Raw genomic sequence first — 17,252 nt, forward strand, 5'->3', positions numbered from 1 at the left:
GGGAAGGTCTTGCTCAGCAAGGGTCGGCATTGATGCCAGAACTCTGCAATTTCCGTGCAGGAAGTTTTGCCTTGCATCGCAGCAAGAAGAATGACGCAAAAGACAATATCCAATGGGTAAATGATCCGTCCGGGATCTCTGGGATCAATCACTTCTTGGGCAGGTGCGGCAATCTTAGCCGCTTGAAGTGAACCTTTTCTTCTGCGCGGTTCCAGAGTAACCAATTTCTCCAAATCAGTTTCACCGGGCGGAAGTTTTCCCAAAGTCTCCGTTGAAATTCTTCTGCTGTTTTTAATCTTTGGATCGTAAACGCTGACGACTCTTTGAACATAAGTCCAACCGTCTTTTCGTTTCGCACGAATGATAGAAGTGTGCTCTTTTGGGTTATCAGATCTTGGTCTTGACATAGCAATCACCTTATGTTGATCTCTAATATTATATTATTCATCACGATAAAAGGCAAGCACTTTTCCTAATAAATTCATGCAATTATCAGAAATTTTCGCAGATATTATTCAGATTTTTTATTAATATCGTGCGTCGAACCTGATTCCGAGGTTTCTCTTCTTTTGGCTTGTACGTTTATGGCCATCCTGAGGGATTGGGCAATTATGTGGACCATTAGCTCTCCCATATAGGAAGTTCGAGCTGCCTGCAGCCGATCTCCGTCATTGAGGACTTTAAATTGTCTAAAAGCGATTTCAACAATATTTCTCCGCCGGTAGATTTTCAATGCCTCGATCGGGTCTTCGAGCCAATCGCTGCGGATAACAAAGCAGCCGGCAGTACGCTCCCATAAACGAAGAGCCTCAAAATTCTTCTTCCATGCCTTCTTTTTCTTCACAGGCCTCCTAGCTAAGAGTGAATTTTTAGAGTTGGTATATTGGATAAATAATTTAAAAAACTTATACAAAATCAAATAGTTCAATCGACCAGATCTTATGTTTATACGTTTTACAGGTGTATTTCTATGAAAGAAGAGCGAAAGAATATTGCTTCGAGATCTTAATGACACGAGAGAGATTGCATATTCCTGCGAAGAGCATCCCGAAAGCACTTCATTTTTGTTCAAATCATTAAAACATACAGCCGAGAATATATTTAAATAAATATCGTTTATTTTCAAATAGATAATATGTAGATATATAGATAGCTGATTTAATAATCAGGAATTTTCTTTATTCCAGCCTAGAGAAAAATTACAACCACTCAAAAAGGTGAAGGGTTTTACCTAATTCCATCCCCCCCCCCTGAGAAATAGTAGTATCCGAGGCAATGTATCCCAAGCTATTACTATGTTAAAAAATATCGTATCAGTCCTGCTCTCGTTGTCTTTTGTCTCGTTTTCTGCCTTGGCACAGGATGCTAAGTACAGAGTCGCAGTTTCAGATTTGATTGTCAGTGAAGCAATTCCTGCAAAACAGCAGGAAATTGTCCGAAAATCATCTTTAATTTCAGATGTCGAAAACGCGATTCGTAACGGAAGAAAGTTTGAACTGCTTACCCGACGAGCTGCTCATCTGCAGGCGATTCGAAAAGAACAGGAGTTCGCTCAGTCGGATCTTGCTGCCGGCGATGCGGCTCATAAAGGTGAGTTTTCAAACGCTCAGTCCTTAGTACAGATTGAAGTTTTAGATTTCAATTTCGGCCGATCTGCCAGTAAAGTTCCGAACATCAGCAATAAATACAAAGTTCAGGACGGAGCTCGTATCGAATTGTCCGTTCAGATTATTGACACGAGCAAAGGCACTGTCGTCGCTTCATTCCCGATTAAAGCATCCAACTCCGGCGGTTCCTTTATCGCAAATGGAGTCGGTAGCCCTTCCAGAGCCGTTTTGGATAAAACACTTGAGGGTGTCGCCGGTCAATTGGCCAACCAATTGTCCGATACGGTTTTTCCCATCACAGTGCTTCGAGTTCAGGGCAAAAAACTTTTCATAAATCGCGGCAATGACAGCGGTTTAAAAGTCGGAGAGAAATTCATCATTTTTGAACCGGGCGAAGAATTAGTGGATCCGCAGACCGGTGAAAGTCTTGGTTCTGCTGAAACAGAGGTCGGTGAATGCACGGTCTCCAGAATCAACCCTAAGTTTAGCGTTGTTGATGTCACCAGCGGTGATCCTGCCTCGTTTGCTGAGGGATTCATTCTCCGTCGGCCGGTAGCAAACAATAAAAAGAAGTAAGAAATCGAAATGAATCTGAAGAAATTTAAACGTCTGACACTTTCCCTGTTGGTCAGCGCCGCTTTTAGCGCTGAGGTACTGGCAGCGGGAGTAATCACGAAAACGGTTCAAGCTGTTGGTACTGGGTCAACTCGACCGGTTGCGGTCCAGGCCGCATTGACTGAAGCGGTTTCTCAAGTTTCCGGTATTTCTCTGAAGGCGCAGACCGCATCGGTCAGTGCCGCGGCTTCGGCTGCGACCATTGAAGAGGATTCCAAAGGAAGATCAGAAGAGTCCAGGTCGTCTGTCAGCGATGCCCTAGCGAGCTCGACAGAAACAAAGACTAAAGGTCATGTGAAATCATTCTCTGTAGTGGATGTCACTGAGGAGCCGAATGGCTTGTTTAAGGCTGTGGTTGATGCGGATATCAGTGTTTATAAAGACGATTCACAGTCCACTAGAAGACGAATCGCTGTTATTCCTTTTTATTACAGAGGAAACACAAAACTTGTTGAGGACTTTGATCAGCGTCTGAGACAGAGTCTGGTAGATTATTTAACCGGAACTAGACATTTTGCAGTTCTGGACAGAGATTTCCAAGGCGATCGACTTGGAGAACTGGCCGGACTTTTAAATCCCGATGTCAAACCCGAGGAAAGGGCGAGGATTGGAAACAGCTTGGGCTCTGACTATGTCCTTGTCGGTCAAATTAACAACTTTGTACTGAAGCAGAACAACAAGCAGGACCCGTATACCAAAGAAATCAGTAAGGTTATCGAGGGACATGTGAGTTTGAGCTGGAGGTTGATTGAAGCGGCCACAGGTCAGATTGCAGCATCCGGCACAGAAGATAAGATCGTAAAACTTAAAAAGCCTGAAGATGTGTATGAACAAGGTGCTGAGGATGGCTATGCCATCGGAGCGAAACTTTCAAACATCATCTATCCGATTATGGCGCTTGCCTACAACAACGGTACTCTGACTTTATCTCAAGGCGGAGACACAGTTAAGGTAGGAGACGTATACAACTTGGTTAAATACGGCAAGGTTCTGGAGGATCCCTATACGGGAGAACCTTTGGCTCGAGATGAAATTAAAGTCGGGCAGGTCCGTATCAGTGACGCTTCTCCGAAAATTTCTCATGCTTCTGTCATTAAGTCGAACGTAGATCTGGTCGGTCTGGTGCCTCGTGAATACATCCTCAGAGCGCTGCCCCGGGAAGAAGCTCAACAGACAAAGAAGAAAGTTGTTAAAACCCAGCAACCTAAGTGGTAATTTCCAATGAATAACTTTAAAAAAATAGCGTTATGCGCGGCCGTCTTGCTTGCAGCCGGTTTATCTGCTTCGGTGGCAATCTCCCAACAGGCGGCTGACGTCAACGTCAGCTCTTCAGCCGCTGCCGCTGCTGTTTCTCATGGTGCAACGGCAATTGTGGCCGCCGACGTTAAAGACGTTAACGAGTCAGCGGACAATAAAGTAAAACGTGCGTACAAGGTTTCTAAAAACCCGCATTTTGAGCTGGAGAAACAGGTCAAGGCTTATCTCAAGGAAAAGAATCTTCGCGCTGGCGGAACAACAAATGCCCGCGGTAAGGTCATCTTTTATAAGGTTATTGATGTTGACGGGAATAAAGCCTCATCTGATTTTTTCCGCCAGGTTGAATTGGCCTATGAAAAAGCATACTTAAGTGCCCTGAAAGATTTCTCTAATTTCCTGGTGAATAAGACATCCTCGGAAATTTCTTCGGAATTTTTCAATGATGACAGCTCGAACGCCGGTGCATTTAAGAATGAAAAAGCAGAGGGCGTATCTAAGATTCAGGCGATCGGAGAAAAAATACTAGCTCTATCTGAAGCTCACCTCGACCAAGCTTTGCAAAAAGCGGGCGTGGATCCGTCGCAGTACTCGTCAAGACCTAAAGATGAAAAAATTCGTCTCTTAAATGACGTGCTTATTGCTAGGACAAAATCAGCGACGAGTATTCAGATGAGCGGCATCACAATTCTGGATAACTTCATTACTGTTAATGAAGACGGCAAGGCCGCGGTAGCCGTGGTTCTCATGCGGTCTCCAGTCACGCAGGATCTTGCTCTTTGCTTAAAGAACAGAGTTCCGCCGAATCTTAAGGCAGTAGGGGCTCCCCTTGAAGAGCAGCTGCCGGTGAACGACGACGAGAAACTGTCCGAACTCTACGGATCGCGTCTGTTGGTAGATGAAAACGGCCCTGCAGTTGTGTCTTTCGGATTCTGGTCTGTTAAGAAGTCCAATAATCCTACAATTCAAAGCCGTCATATCGAAGCCGCTCAGAAACAGGCTTCCGCAATTGCAAGAGCGAACCTTGCACAATTCTTGTCATTGTCCTTCTCTTCTGAAGAGAACGCTTCACGCGGAACTAAAACAGAAGAATACGCAGTGAAAGATGGAAAGACTGGCATGATTGATCCGAGTGTTGTAGAAGCTGCGGTCGAATCTATTGTTGATGAAAAATCTCGTCTTAAAGCCAGCGCTAATCTCTCCGGAGCCAGAAATATTGTCGATTGGCAGTATGAAGATCCTGAAGACGGCCAAATTGTCGTCGGTGTGGTTTTAGCTTTCAGCATGGACAGCATCAGCGCTGCAGCCGGATTAAAAGCTAACCAAAACAAGAGAGTCGCCTCCTCAGCCGTTGAAAAGAATTCCGAATCGAGTGAATCACAAAAGAGCAGAGATGCCGTTTCTAAGAAATCGGCAGTCACCTCTGCGCTAGATGTTTTTTAAACCTATAAAGTCCAGGGGAATCCCATGAAATTAAAAAGAAAACTTCTTATAACAGCAATTTTGGTTTCCGTTGCTGCGATGTCCGGTTGTGCGACGCACAGCGACCGCATCGGAATGACCGGAGAGGCTGAAAGTACGCAAACTTATGCTCAGGCATACCAGCCGGCACGAGAAATGCTGAACTCCGGGAAGGTTGAGGACCTGAGAGCCAAGATGCTGGAAAATGATAAGACTGCTGACGGCAAAGTTCTGACAAATGAAGAAATGAAAGAAAAGCTTCTTGAAACAGCAGGAGAGCTTGCTATTTTGGAAAGAGCTCTTTTGGCTTTGAATGCAGGAAGTCCTGAACGTGCCCGTTTCTTCTTTGATGTTGCAGAAGAGAAGCAGGCTAAAACAGAAAGCAGCGGCGTAACAGGAGCGTTAAGTTCGTTCGGCAAGAGCGGCGCGGCAGTCCTGACCGGCGCAGAAGAGATGCGCAATTATGAATTAAGAGGCTATGAAAAAGTCATGCTTCTTAACTACAAGTCGCTCACCTACCTGCTTACCGGAGATACGGAAAAAGCATATAACGTAGCTCGACGCGCTATTGACGTACAGCAGGAAGAGCATGAGAAGTTTGAAAAAGAATTAGCCGCTCTCAAAGAAAAAGGAGAAGAGGCTAAAGAATCTGGAACAGATGTCACCAAAGAACTGGGTAAATACAAGAAAGAGATTCTTAAGGACGCTAACAGCACTATGAGCTCCGCAGACGTCAAGAAAGCGAAACTTGTTAAATCCGCGTACGTCAATCCGTTTGGCGACTACATGGACGCGCTTATTCTTGAATTAGACGCAATCGGACAGCAGGCGGCCGATCTTGGCAGCGCGAAGACAGCTTATAAAAAAGCTCTGGAAAATAATCCTTCCTGCGGCGCGGCAAAAGAAGGTGTAAACAATGTAGAGAAGGGAGTTCCGGAAGGAAAGAAAATCGTTCAGGTTATCTTGTCTGACGGCTTCTCACCGGTAAGAGAGGAAAAGACGGCTAAGTTCAAGGTCGGCACTTATGCAGGCGAAATTCATTACGCCGATCTTGAATCTCAGCCGACAAACTTTGGTTCCGCAAGCGTTTCCGTTGGCGGACAGACGAAGAAGATGTCGAGTTTAACCAAGATGGAAAGTTTGATCTATCGTGATGAACTCGATCGTATGCCTTGGCGCCAGGCCATGTTCTTTGCGGCCTTTGCTCGTCATGTCGCTGCCGGCATCGCTCAGGCAGCCGCAGAGAAGAAGGCTGGTGTTTTCGGAACACTGGCAGGAAATATGGTTAGTAAGACGATCGGTGCGGCTCAGCATCCGGACACCCGTTCTTGGATGACTCTGCCGAATCAGATCATGGTTGCTCGCTTTATCGTTCCGGCCAATCAGCAGTCTCTGACGATTACTACCTATAACAAGGCTGGCGGAAAGCTCGCTTCTAAGTCGGTGAAACTGGAAGGCACTGACTCGACAGTGGTTTATGCCACGAGTTACAACAAGAACTTAACGGTTTCCGAGTTCCAGAAAAAAAGTAAGCAGGAAAACTAATGAAAAATATCTCTAGAAAAATTGCGCTGGTTTTGAGCCTGAGTGCAGTTCTGGGCCTTTCAGCCTGTGCAACTCAGGAACCGCAGCCGCCGGTTGCTCTTGAAGATACTTCTGTTTCTGGTTTAACGATCATCTACGGAACAGAGCCTTTGGCCAGATCCGTAGGATTTCTCGGCGGCAAGGTTTATCAGGACGGCAGCCTCAAACGAATGAGCGGCTCTATTAAAAACCTGACGCAAGCGACCTTCCCGGTAGAGTATCAGGTAACGTGGCACGACGTGAATGGTGCTCCGCTGCCGAATGCTTCATCCTGGACCCGTGTTACGTTAAATCCGAGAGCTCAGAAACCGATTTCCAGCTTTGCAAAGGGCACTGAAGGGCAGAGCGCTGTCCTGACGTTTAAGGTTCCTGCCGATGTCGAAATTTTTATTCCGGAGCCTGATCCGGTCGAAGTGATGAGATATCAGCAGGAGCAGGCAGCCAGAAATGCCGCTCAATAAAAATTCAAGGAATTAACTTATATGAAATTAAAACTTTTATCGTTGGTGTTGGCGACTGCTGCTTTAACCGGATGCGCAACAAGCGACAGTTCCAACACCGGATCTTTCCTGCCTATTGGGCGGACTCAAACAGTGTCCATTCAGGATTCTTCTGCAAGAATTCATTTAGATACCAAGGTAGCATTGAATGACATCATTGCTTTTTCTGAGAATCTGACCAACAAGATGCTTGCATCTCCGGTGTTTAAAAACGCCAAAAACAAGCCCAAGATTGTGGTTGGCAAACTTAGAAATACTACACACGATGAGAACATTCGAATCCAGGATATTCACGACAGAATTCAAGAAACCCTTTTCAATTCCGGAGTCGTGAGAGTTTTGGACGGATCTGCAACGAATTTCAACTACATTATGCAGACTGAAATTACAGACACCGTGCAGCGTGCACCTGACGGCCAAAAGATGGTCGACTACTCCATGAAAATCAAACTTTTCAACGTGAGCGGCGAACTGGTCGGACAGTGGAGTGATGATCTGTCTTTATTTAAGTCACGGTAACAAGTCATTCGGTCTCTTTTGTGTGAAAAGCGGTTTTACTACTACAGCAAAAGGGACTGAGCTTGTTATTGGCAGGGATGGATATGAGTCCGTCCCTATGACTGATGAGAAAATTCGAAGGTCTCTAAATCATTAAGAGCTCGCTTAATGCGGGCTTTTCTCATAACTGGATTTAATAAACGAATTCAGATCATGATTGCCGGAAGGCATGCGGTTTTCGTTATCACGGTCTTCAGAACGAATGAGCAGCGAGCAGATTCCTCGCCGGAGTGTGTTGGCGGTACGGTCTTACAAATAAGCCGCAGAATGGCAGCAATCATAGAGCTCACGTCGTTTTCGGACTGTATTTTTAAATACAAAACTGTGCCGAAGATTGAGCTTCAAGGTCTGTTGCTCACATTAGGGAAATCCCTTATTAAGATCAAAACTAAATAGTAAAATCAAATCATGGAAGTTGATTTGATCGCAGGGTTCTGCTAACGCAAATAAGAACGGACGCAGTCAAAGAAGTTGAGAATATAGGAGGCTTTTATGTCGAACAGTTTTTCTTCTAATTCTGTTGTTTGGGTGGACGGCCAGGTAACTCTTCCGAAACACATTCTTAAAGCGCTGGGTATCGAGAGCGGCCGCCGTTCAAATGTCACGTTTATTGTCGAAGACGGTCAGGTGCGCATCGTCAATAGTGCGGAATTCGCAATGAGCAACCTCAAGAAATATCAGCAGGACAGCAAAGAAGCTGCATAAGCAGCTGTCTTCATTCACCCGCATAATTGAGCGTCGTTTCGAGCGCTCGCCCCTTTAAGTTTAGCCTCTGGACCTTATCTTCAGGATGAGGGTTACAGGGGCTGTAATTTCTTATGTCGCAGATAAATAATTCCCTGAGAAACTGAATAAAAGCTGTAATTTCATATAATGAAAGAAGAATAAAAAATCCCTCAACTGTCCATTACCCACAAGGAGCTGATATGGATGCATTACTGTCCAATACCGCGGCAATTAATCAGCTGTTGGCACGTTACGGAGTGAAATTCGGAATTTATAAAGATGGGCAGTTCCATGAACAGCTTTTCCCTTTCGATTCACTTCCTCGCGTCATAAGTGCTGAGGAGTTCGCAGAACTGGAGAATGGCCTTATTCAGCGCGTTGACGCGCTCAACGCGTTTCTCAGAGATATTTACAGCAAAAAGCAAATTGTGGCCGACGGAGTTATTCCCGAAGACTTTGTGTTTTCCTCCGGAGGCTTTTTACCGGCTTGCGACCAGTTTATCCCGCCTGCGGGTATCTTCTCTCATATCTCCGGGATCGATCTGGTTCAGGCAAAAGATAAAACATGGTATGTCCTCGAAGACAATCTGCGGATTCCTTCCGGGGCTTCCTATCCGCTGATCGCTCGAAGACTTTCACGCATGGCTTCTCCTGAAACCTTTAAAAACAATGCGGTTTCGAGCAACAGCAATTACGGACTTCTGCTTCGTGAAGCAATGGAAAGCGTCAATCCCGGCGGAAAATGCGTCATTATGACGCCCGGACGCTATAACGCCGCTTTCTTTGAACACAGCTATCTTGCTGAAGTCACCGGTTATCCCCTTGTCATGCACAATGATTTGTTCGTTCAGGACAATAAGCTCTATTTCAAGGGCCGTTACGGCGTGCAGCAGGTCGGCGCGGTTTACCGCCGCATCTCCGATGATTTCCTTGATCCGCTGACTTTCCGAGCGGACTCACTCATCGGCGTGCCGGGAATTATGAATGCTTATCGCGCCGGCAATGTCGCGATCATTAACGCGCCCGGAAACGGCGTCGCGGATGACAAAGGCATCTATTACTTCGTGCCGAAGATGATTGAATACTATCTCCACGAAAAGCCGATTCTCAAAAATGCTCCGACTTATCTGCCTTTCTACGAGGAAGACCGCAAGTACTGCCTCGAGAACCTCGAAAAGCTGGTTATTAAAGATGTGGCAGAAGCGGGCGGCTACGGAGTGCTCTTTGGAAAAGATCTTTCTGCTGAAGAGCTTGAAGACTGGAAAGTGCGTCTGCAGACGGAATCTCGACGCTTCATTCTGCAGGAGGTTATCGATTTTATTGACCTTCCGGTATTGGAAGGCGCTGAAGTGAAGGACAGAAAGGCTGATTTGAGAGCCTTTGTCATCACCTCGGCAAACGGAACAAAAGTTTGGCACAGCGGTTTGACACGCTTCTCCCGCGTCGCGGATTCTTTTGTCGTCAACTCTTCACAAGGCGGAGGCTTTAAAGACACATGGGTTTTATCTCGATAGAACAAAGCGATAACCTCTTCTGGTTAGGCCGGTATGCCGAACGTGTATACCGCACGATTCGTAGCTTCGAAGCCTTATGCGACGTGATGCTTGATATTGATGAACAGGCATACAAACCGTTCTGCGCTGCGCTGAATATCCCGGATATCTACAAGGATTCCCTCGACTTCATCGACAGCTATCTGTATGAGCCGCAGAATCCGGATTCTCTTTACAGCAATCTGTCCCGCGCTTACGACAATGGATTGGTGCTTCGCAACACCATTTCGTCTCCGAGCCTTTCCTATCTTCAGCTCGCGATGAACTGCATGGAAGAAGGAAGAAGAAATCGGGCAAACGCGCTGGTCGGACGACAGGTTATGGATTACCTGCTCGCGTTCTGGGGCAGTGTCGATGAATACGTCGCGTCAGGCCAGGAGCGCTGTCTGATCAAGGCAGGCCGTTACCTTGAGCGCTTGGATATGCAGATTCGTCTTGGCGAAAGCTGGGAAAGCATCGGAGTGACGCTGGGCAAACTGGAAAGACGCCTTATCGGCGCGAAACTTCTTTACGATACGAATAAATTCAGACTCCTGCTCAACTTCGCTCAGTTGGCAGACGATGATGAAGAAGTAAGAGAAATTGCTTTAGAAAATATAAGAACACTTCTGCTCTAAACAATGAAAAAATACCTCTATATGCTGCGCGCGGATTTGTTTTTTTCCGAGCCGGTCACCGAACATACTTTTGTGCTTCGTGCGCTCCCTGTGAGCGACGTGACTCAGGAAATTACCCGAGCGTCATTGACTTGCCAGCCAAACGCGCGCCTCTCCAACGGGACCGACAGCCAGGGAAATAATATTTCTCTCGGTTATATCGCTGAAAAACATTCGACGTTCTCCTTCTGCTCAACCGGAGAAGTGCAGCTGAATCCGCAGTTTCGAAGCCGCGAAGGCGCTTATCCGTATTATCGGTACTCGACAGCACTAACCCGTCTGAGCGGCGGCTTGGAAGACTATTATCTGACGAATCAGATTTCGGGGACCCCGACAGAAAAGGCCTATCACTGGATGGATCTGCTCTCACGCGATCTTCGCTACGAAAAGGGTGTGACGACCACCGAGACGAATGCGGCTGCCTGCTGGGAAATCGGCGCCGGTGTCTGTCAGGATTTTACGCATGTCATGCTTTCGCTCTTACGCGCTGACGGGATTGTCTGCCGATATGTGGCCGGCCTTCTCAAGGGTGAGGGCGCGACGCATGCGTGGGCTGAATATTTCGACGGAGAGTGTTGGATTCCGATTGACCCGACACACAACCGAGTCTGCGGCGATGAATATATGAAAATCTCTCATGGATTGGACTTTAGCTGCTGTGCGCTTGAAAGAGGAATTTTCCACGGAGGCGCCCATCAAAGCATGTTTTCAAAGTGCGCGTTGACAGAGATCTGAAATGATTGAAAACGTTGTGACGGTCAAACTCCCCGTGGGTGAGTCTTTGGTGATTCGCAAAAACCGACATCAGCCGGCAGCTGCGGGAACTAAAAAACTCAAGAGACTCTGCATTGTCTCGGGTACTCACGGCGATGAGCTTGAAGGCCAGTGCGTCTGCTACTTTCTCAATAGAATTCTGAAGGAAAATCCTCAGCACCTTAATGGGATTGTCGATATTTATCCTGCGCTCAATCCGATGGGTATTGATACGATTCAACGGGGCTTCCCCGGGTTCGATCTGGATATGAACCGAATCTTCCCGGGAAGCGCTGACGGAGCGCCGACCGAGTGGGTCGCGAGTCGTTTGATGGATGAATTTGCCGGTGCGGATTTTGCGATCGATATACATGCAAGCAATATCTTTCTCCGAGAAATTCCTCAGGTCAGAGTCAATATCACGACGGCTGACTCACTGGTTCGTTACGCCAAAATGCTCGACGTGGATTTTGTGTGGGTACATCAGGCCTCAACCGTTTTGGAGTCGACACTGGCCCACAGTCTGAATTCGATCGGAGTGAAGACTCTGGTAGTAGAGGCAGGCGTCGGTATGCGCATTACAGTCGATTACTGCCAGCGGCTCACAAACGGCATACTGAATCTGATGAAAAACGAGGGCATGTGGACTGGTCCGGTGCGCCCCGTAAGCGCTCCGATTATTTCCTTGGACCGTGCGGTCAGTTTTGTTAACGCTTCTGTCCCGGGTGTGTTTATTCCGAGTGTCCGACACAGTGACAATGTGAAAAGAGGCGAAGAATTCGGAACAATTGTGGATCCGCTGACAGGAGAAGTTCGCCAAAAATGCGTCTCCGAAGTTGACGGGCTGCTGTTTACTTTGCGTGAGTATCCGATCGTTAATGAGGGCTCGCTTATCGCAAGAATTCTTCAGGAGGCGGCGCGATGAGAGAAGAACTTCTTTATCGAATGGAGTCAGCCTATCGGGAGGACTTCGAAATTAAGGCCTTCCATTTCGGAGGAACAGAAAAGACGCTTTGTATCGTCGGCAGCCTTCGCGGCAATGAAATCCAGCAGCTCTATATTGCCGGCTGTCTGGTTAAGAAATTCAGAAAGCTGGAGGAAGAAGGCAGGATCTGCAGAAAACACGGTCTCACGGTTGTTCCCTGCGGCAATCCGTACTCTTTAAATGTCCGCAAACGATTCTGGGCGATGGATAATTCCGATATTAATCGGATGTTCCCGGGCTATGACAAAGGCGAGACGACACAGCGTATCGCCGCGGGTCTTTTTAATAAGATTCAGGGATACAAGTTCGGCGTGCAGCTTTCATCTTTTTATTTGCCGGGGGACTTTGTTCCGCATGTTCGCATGATGCGCACAGACTATCAGGATATCGGTCTGGCTCAGCTCTTCGGTCTTCCGTTTGCGGTGCTGCGCAAACCGATACCGTTTGATACCACAACGCTGAATTTTAACTGGCAGGTTTGGGACACAAAGGCGTTTTCTCTTTACAGCCGCTCAACGGATCGGATCGATCCGCAGGGTGCAGAGCTTGCGGTATCAGCGGTCTGCCGCTTCCTTGCGCGAATGAATGTGATTACGGACAACGTTTACGGCGGTTATGAATCAACCGTACTCTTGGAGGAAGAACTGCTGACCGTCAAGTCTCAGGCTTCCGGATTGTTTGTGCCGCTCGTCAGTTCATTCACTTCCGTGGAGAAGGGCCAGCCGCTCGCCAATATCATTGATCCGCTGAGCGGAGAAATTATTTCTCAAGCCGTTTCTCCGGATGTGGGCATAATCTTTTTTGCCAAGGACGACTCTCTGGTCATGGAGAATGAAATTCTCTTTAAAATTGTGGGCAAGCTTCACAAGTAACAGAGAGACTCAATGGCTGATGAAAGTTATAACGTTCCAAACCTCGCCGACGGCGAGGTTTTTCGGGTTGAGCAGACTATCAAGCGCAGCCGTTTCATAACTTCAGTCGGCCGTACTGACAGTGTGGAATCAGCCAAAGCTTTTATCGAAAAAATTAAAACGGAATTCGCGGACGCCCGCCATAACTGCTGGGCCTATTGCGCTGGCGCAGCCGGTTCCTCCGATCGTGTCGGCGCAAGCGACGACGGAGAACCGCACGGAACCGCAGGGCGTCCGATGCTGACCATCGTGACGCACAGCGGAATCGGAGAACTTACGGTGGTTGTGACACGTTATTTCGGCGGCATCCTTTTAGGAACGGGCGGCTTGGTTAAAGCCTATCAGTCAAGCGTCAGGATGGCGCTTGAAACGCTCCCGATTCGTAAAAAAGTGCCGGTAGAAGCAATCACGCTCAGTATTGAACACCGATTTATCAACCAGTTTCTAAGACTCCTTGAAGACTTCGAGGGGCGTGTCCTCAGTAAAGAATTCGCGATGGATGCGGAGTTCTCTTTAGAAGTACCGAGAGACCGCGCTGATGATTTTTGCAAAAAAATCGAAGAAGTCACAGCGGGCTCTCTCCTGCTTGAGCGGGAAAAGAGAGCGGAATCCTAGTCTGTCAAAGCGGCCGCCGAATTGAACTTCGGCGGCCGGACGCTGTTTAACTGACGAGAAGACGAATGTTGTTTGCGGAAAGCTTATCCGCAATATCTCGGTAAGCGCTCTTATTTTCAGAAGATGATTTCACCAGAACAAATCCTTCCGTTATGGCCTGCGGAGCAATGAGCTGCGTGCGGGCAAGCTGAAGTGCCATGGCAAGCCTTGATCGTTCTTGTTCAGAAAGTGCGGAAATCGGAGAAATCGTCGGACCGTTTAATGTGGAACTGGTTTTGACGAGCAGACTGCTGCCTTGGAAACGAAGCTTAAAGCCGGCCTCTAAGAGTCCGAGATATTCGTTAGCGAACTGAACCAGTAGTTTGCGGGCCAGTTCAACCGGGTTTTCAGGGTGCTCGGACGTACCGATCAGAGACTTCCAGCCCTGAATTTGTTCACTAAGGGAAGTAAATTCTTTTTCTTCGCGTCTTCTTCTGTTTCTGTTGTTAAGATTGCTGGCGACTTTCTCCCGCAGAACTGCGGCTTGCCCGCTTACGACGTGGAACTGATCGCTCTTCTGATTCAGAATTTCATCGAGCTGAGATCGTGTGAGATGCGTCAGTTCAAGTTTTTCAAGTCCCGCAAGCTCTTCTTTCTTTTGATCGAGCTGCGTCTCGTAAGTTTTAAGCCTTTCGCTGAGTTCAGTGCTCTGACGTTCAAGTTCGCTGAGCTGTGTAGACGAAATCACGGAAGAGAGGAAAGTGACTTCGTTCGGGAAACCGTATTTGTTCAGGTTCAGCACAAAGTTAGCGGAAAGCTCAGCCACCTTCAGCTGAATCTCGTTTCGCTCACCTTCAAGTGAATCAATTTTTTCCTGGTTTTCATTTAAGGCGTTCTGTCTGGCTTCGTAGACGGTCTGAGCCTCGTCTTTAAGCCGCTTCGCGTTCTCGCACTCGGACTCTATCGCACCGATAAATTCGTCCGGGCTGTGGTTGGCGATGGCTTCGTGACGATCTTTCTGCAGTTTTTTGAGTTTCTCTGCAATTGCTTCGAGGTTCGTTTCGATGTCTCCCACAGTCTTTTTCTGGACGGTATAAAGCTCGTTCTCACTGCGAAGCTGCTCCGCATCTTTAGCGATAGCCGCAGAGAGCTCTTTATGCTCGCTGCTCCACGCAAGCCACTGTTCGCGCCGTTTCACCAATGTCGGGAAGTTCTGCTTCTGCATGGCCGGCGTCGAGGCTTTAAGGCCGTAGCGGGCAAAGGTGCGCTCTAAAAGTCGGGTTGTGTTGACGCGGGCAAGCTCGGATTCTTTTTCTTTTTTGTAGAGCTGCTGGAGTGAATCCGAATCATTTTTAATGGTCAGTTCCAAAGAGTCGCAGCTTTGACGAAGTTTGCGAAGTTCTTCTGACGTTTCGGAAAGCGCTTCTTCTAAAGCGGCTATCTGCTCTAAACCTGCGTCAATTTTTTCTAACCGGGTTTTGAGATCATCGCGCCGATTGACAAGTGCTGTCTGCTTCTGGCGAACGAGCGGTCCCCATACGATGGGCTTTTTCTCTCTTAATCCGGTCAGTCCGAGCTCAGCGGTTTCGCTCAAAATAAAATCTTTTTCACTTTCGAGTTTTTTCGTCAGATCACTGAGTCTGGTTTCGTGCTCGTTTAAGCTCTGCAGCAAAGCGAGGTGATCAGCCTCTAAAGATTCTTTGGTTTGTTTTGCGGCAGCCGCTTCAGCTTTTGCTTTTTCAAGTTTTTCAGCGGTGTTGGTATCGAAATGAAGTCCGGAGGCATAAGGATGATGAATCGCGCCGCAAAGCGGACATGGTTTCCCGTTCATGAGCTCGCTTCTAGCCTTTTCATAAGAGAGGACCTGAAGATAGAAGGCATGGGCTGAGGAGGTTGCTTCAACCAGAGCTTGCTTATCCCGCAATGTCTGGATTGCCGCGGACAGTGAGAGCGACGAGATGCGAAGGGCATGCTTGGTTCCCTCGAGCAGCTCTTTCTCCTTAACTTGTTCTTCGTGATCCATGGCCAGAAGAGAAATTCGTTCGACCATTTCATTGACCTTGGCAAGATGCGCTTCACGCTCGGCGAGTAGGGCATGAAGCGATTCGGGGGAGTCATGTCCGACCGTTTTAATGAGAATTCGCTTTTTTGTCGTGAGTTCGCTCTGCAGCGAAAGTTCTTTCGCTTTTTGCTGAGACAGTGCGGCTTGTGTTGCGGTCAGCTGAGAGCGGTTGAGTTCGATTGTTTTCTGAAGGTTGCGCTGATCTTCCTGAAATTTTTCAATATTGCTGTTTTCATCCTCGATGATCAGGAGCTCTCTTTCATATTCGTCGAGCTCGGAGACAAGCAGCGAGTCGCTGCTCTGTTCATTCATCTTTTTAGCAAGCAGCTGCTCGCGCATATTGGCTTGAGAAAGCAAAGCTTTCAGTCGGTTAACGTTTTCCTGAATCAGACGCAGTGCGGTTTGTTCGCGAACCAAACTGTCTTTGGTGTTCTTCTGTTCAATTGAAAAAGAAGAAATATCCTCATCAAGCGTACGCACTCTTTCAACAATCTCGCGTTTCTCATGGAATTCATTTAACGAGAGCTGGTAGTTCTTATCCGCTTCGTTCAGGGCTGCGACGGCCGAACGAACTTTTTCCGACAGGAATGGAGTTGCTTTCTTTAAATCCGAGAGTTCCTTCTGGATTTCTTTTTCATGCTCTCTCTGCTGAACGATGACGTCGTATTCAGGCTGGAGCTTATCGGCTTTCCTGGCCTTCTCGAGGACGGTTTGCTTGACGCGGAATCGGGCGATGTCTGCATCAACGACGGCCTTCTGTTTGGAGAGCTTAGAGATTTCCTCCTTGAGTAGAGCAATTTTTCCAATCCATTCAATTTGGGACTGATTTTTTTGAACGTCGCGCTGAAGCGCGGCAAGTTCCTGTTCCGTTCGCACGAGCATCTGGCTAAGGTTTTGCTCTTCCTCCTGAGAAACCGCGGGAATGGAGGCAATGACTTTCTCTGAAGCCTGAAGCATCGCTTCTTTTTGTTTCACGATGCCTTCTGCGGCAAGCTGCAGCCGCTGAGTGTCTGTGTTTGGCGCGCTCAGGCATGAGCCGAAGGCAAAAATGCCGTCACTTGCGGAGAGTTTATGGTTCCAGTGTTTCGCGTCTAAGAAAATAGCACTGAAGAAATCTTCTGAAGAGATGTTGGTCAGCTGTGAAATTTTCCATTTAGCCGAAGCGTCGTCTTTTTTCGTCAAAACGGCTTCAGAGCCGTTCCATTCAGCATCGAAAATTCCTTCTGAGGATTCAAGCGCGGCCCGCACGGACTTAAATTCTGAGTCTCCGTCTTGATCGGAGGGCCCGAATAAGACAAGTCTCAGGGCGCGCGCTGCGGATTCCGCATCCGCACTTTTTTCGCTGAAGTAATTTTCTTCAACTGTGAAATCAACATGAAAAGGAGATCTCGAAAAATCTGAGGGAACTGCCTCTAAAGAAAGAATTTTCATGC

Annotated in this window: 16 protein-coding genes; 13 read left to right on the top strand and 3 right to left on the bottom strand. The window is 47.6% G+C overall.

What is annotated here, in order from left to right; genetic code table 11:
* Positions 1-407 (bottom strand): transposase family protein (locus tag NFR90_RS02890; RefSeq protein ID WP_251450556.1); only part of this gene is annotated, 407 nt, incomplete at its 3' end.
* A gap of 104 nt (positions 408-511) precedes the next feature.
* Entirely contained in the window at positions 512-844 is a 333-nt protein-coding gene (locus tag NFR90_RS02895) for a hypothetical protein (protein WP_160336372.1), read from the bottom strand.
* Positions 845-1,295: 451 nt separating this feature from the next.
* On the opposite strand from NFR90_RS02895, the gene NFR90_RS02900 reads away from it, so the two are divergent.
* The 13 genes from NFR90_RS02900 to NFR90_RS02960 all read left to right on the top strand — a co-directional run bounded on the left by NFR90_RS02900 (position 1,296) and on the right by NFR90_RS02960 (position 13,778).
* Positions 1,296-2,183 (top strand): hypothetical protein, encoded by an 888-nt coding sequence (locus tag NFR90_RS02900; RefSeq protein ID WP_160336373.1) that lies wholly within the window; start codon positions 1,296-1,298, stop codon positions 2,181-2,183.
* Between the two features lie 9 nt (positions 2,184-2,192).
* A complete protein-coding gene (locus NFR90_RS02905) occupies positions 2,193-3,437 on the top strand; it encodes a CsgG/HfaB family protein (RefSeq protein WP_160336374.1) in 1,245 nt (414 codons plus the stop codon).
* Positions 3,438-3,443: 6 nt separating this feature from the next.
* Positions 3,444-4,919: a DUF6844 domain-containing protein gene (locus tag NFR90_RS02910; protein WP_251450558.1), complete on the top strand. Its 1,476-nt coding sequence runs from the start codon at positions 3,444-3,446 to the stop codon at positions 4,917-4,919.
* A 24-nt stretch (positions 4,920-4,943) separates the two neighbouring features.
* Entirely contained in the window at positions 4,944-6,482 is a 1,539-nt protein-coding gene (locus NFR90_RS02915; RefSeq protein WP_160334914.1) for a COG3014 family protein, read from the top strand.
* Complete coding sequence (locus tag NFR90_RS02920; RefSeq protein WP_160334915.1) at positions 6,482-6,982, top strand: DUF1425 domain-containing protein; 501 nt, start codon at positions 6,482-6,484, stop codon at positions 6,980-6,982. Before NFR90_RS02915 ends, NFR90_RS02920 begins: the two co-directional genes overlap by 1 nt.
* Positions 6,983-7,003: 21 nt before the next feature.
* A complete protein-coding gene (locus NFR90_RS02925) occupies positions 7,004-7,540 on the top strand; it encodes an LpoB-related protein (protein WP_160334916.1) in 537 nt (178 codons plus the stop codon).
* Positions 7,541-8,071: 531 nt separating this feature from the next.
* A complete protein-coding gene (locus NFR90_RS02930; protein WP_160334917.1) occupies positions 8,072-8,284 on the top strand; it encodes an AbrB/MazE/SpoVT family DNA-binding domain-containing protein in 213 nt (70 codons plus the stop codon).
* 221 nt (positions 8,285-8,505) lie between these two features.
* Complete coding sequence (locus tag NFR90_RS02935; RefSeq protein ID WP_160334918.1) at positions 8,506-9,819, top strand: circularly permuted type 2 ATP-grasp protein; 1,314 nt, start codon at positions 8,506-8,508, stop codon at positions 9,817-9,819.
* Entirely contained in the window at positions 9,801-10,475 is a 675-nt protein-coding gene (locus NFR90_RS02940) for an alpha-E domain-containing protein (RefSeq protein WP_160334919.1), read from the top strand. The genes NFR90_RS02935 and NFR90_RS02940 overlap by 19 nt, the downstream gene beginning before the upstream one ends.
* Before the next feature lie 3 nt (positions 10,476-10,478).
* Positions 10,479-11,249: a transglutaminase family protein gene (locus tag NFR90_RS02945; RefSeq protein WP_251450560.1), complete on the top strand. Its 771-nt coding sequence runs from the start codon at positions 10,479-10,481 to the stop codon at positions 11,247-11,249.
* A 1-nt stretch (position 11,250) separates the two neighbouring features.
* Positions 11,251-12,192 carry a M14 family metallopeptidase gene (locus tag NFR90_RS02950; protein ID WP_251450562.1) on the top strand — a complete coding sequence of 314 codons (942 nt, stop codon included), beginning with the start codon at positions 11,251-11,253 and terminating at the stop codon, positions 12,190-12,192.
* Entirely contained in the window at positions 12,189-13,124 is a 936-nt protein-coding gene (locus tag NFR90_RS02955) for a M14 family metallopeptidase (RefSeq protein WP_251450564.1), read from the top strand. The genes NFR90_RS02950 and NFR90_RS02955 overlap by 4 nt, the downstream gene beginning before the upstream one ends.
* Positions 13,125-13,136: 12 nt before the next feature.
* Positions 13,137-13,778: a YigZ family protein gene (locus NFR90_RS02960; protein ID WP_251450566.1), complete on the top strand. Its 642-nt coding sequence runs from the start codon at positions 13,137-13,139 to the stop codon at positions 13,776-13,778.
* A 46-nt stretch (positions 13,779-13,824) separates the two neighbouring features.
* Here NFR90_RS02960 and NFR90_RS02965 read toward each other — a convergent pair whose 3' ends face one another.
* The gene (locus tag NFR90_RS02965) at positions 13,825-17,250 is read right to left on the bottom strand and encodes a coiled-coil domain-containing protein (protein WP_251450568.1); all 3,426 of its coding nucleotides are present in this window, start codon (positions 17,248-17,250) and stop codon (positions 13,825-13,827) included.
* Positions 17,251-17,252 lie beyond the last annotated feature (2 nt).

Origin of the sequence: Parasutterella muris (assembly GCF_943193095.1) — a bacterium.
GTDB classification, from domain to species: Bacteria; Pseudomonadota; Gammaproteobacteria; order Burkholderiales; family Burkholderiaceae_F; genus Parasutterella; species Parasutterella muris.

Excerpts from the sequence above, each read along its gene's own strand:
- NFR90_RS02900 (WP_160336373.1), top strand. The coding sequence starts at position 1,296 with ATGTTAAAAAATATCGTATCAGTCCTGCTCTCGTTGTCTTTTGTCTCG.
- NFR90_RS02905 (WP_160336374.1), top strand. The coding sequence starts at position 2,193 with ATGAATCTGAAGAAATTTAAACGTCTGACACTTTCCCTGTTGGTCAGC.
- NFR90_RS02910 (WP_251450558.1), top strand. The coding sequence starts at position 3,444 with ATGAATAACTTTAAAAAAATAGCGTTATGCGCGGCCGTCTTGCTTGCA.
- NFR90_RS02915 (WP_160334914.1), top strand. The coding sequence starts at position 4,944 with ATGAAATTAAAAAGAAAACTTCTTATAACAGCAATTTTGGTTTCCGTT.
- NFR90_RS02920 (WP_160334915.1), top strand. The coding sequence starts at position 6,482 with ATGAAAAATATCTCTAGAAAAATTGCGCTGGTTTTGAGCCTGAGTGCA.
- NFR90_RS02925 (WP_160334916.1), top strand. The coding sequence starts at position 7,004 with ATGAAATTAAAACTTTTATCGTTGGTGTTGGCGACTGCTGCTTTAACC.
- NFR90_RS02930 (WP_160334917.1), top strand. The coding sequence starts at position 8,072 with ATGTCGAACAGTTTTTCTTCTAATTCTGTTGTTTGGGTGGACGGCCAG.
- NFR90_RS02935 (WP_160334918.1), top strand. The coding sequence starts at position 8,506 with ATGGATGCATTACTGTCCAATACCGCGGCAATTAATCAGCTGTTGGCA.
- NFR90_RS02940 (WP_160334919.1), top strand. The coding sequence starts at position 9,801 with ATGGGTTTTATCTCGATAGAACAAAGCGATAACCTCTTCTGGTTAGGC.
- NFR90_RS02945 (WP_251450560.1), top strand. The coding sequence starts at position 10,479 with ATGAAAAAATACCTCTATATGCTGCGCGCGGATTTGTTTTTTTCCGAG.
- NFR90_RS02950 (WP_251450562.1), top strand. The coding sequence starts at position 11,251 with ATGATTGAAAACGTTGTGACGGTCAAACTCCCCGTGGGTGAGTCTTTG.
- NFR90_RS02955 (WP_251450564.1), top strand. The coding sequence starts at position 12,189 with ATGAGAGAAGAACTTCTTTATCGAATGGAGTCAGCCTATCGGGAGGAC.
- NFR90_RS02960 (WP_251450566.1), top strand. The coding sequence starts at position 13,137 with ATGGCTGATGAAAGTTATAACGTTCCAAACCTCGCCGACGGCGAGGTT.
- NFR90_RS02965 (WP_251450568.1), bottom strand. The coding sequence starts at position 17,250 with ATGAAAATTCTTTCTTTAGAGGCAGTTCCCTCAGATTTTTCGAGATCT.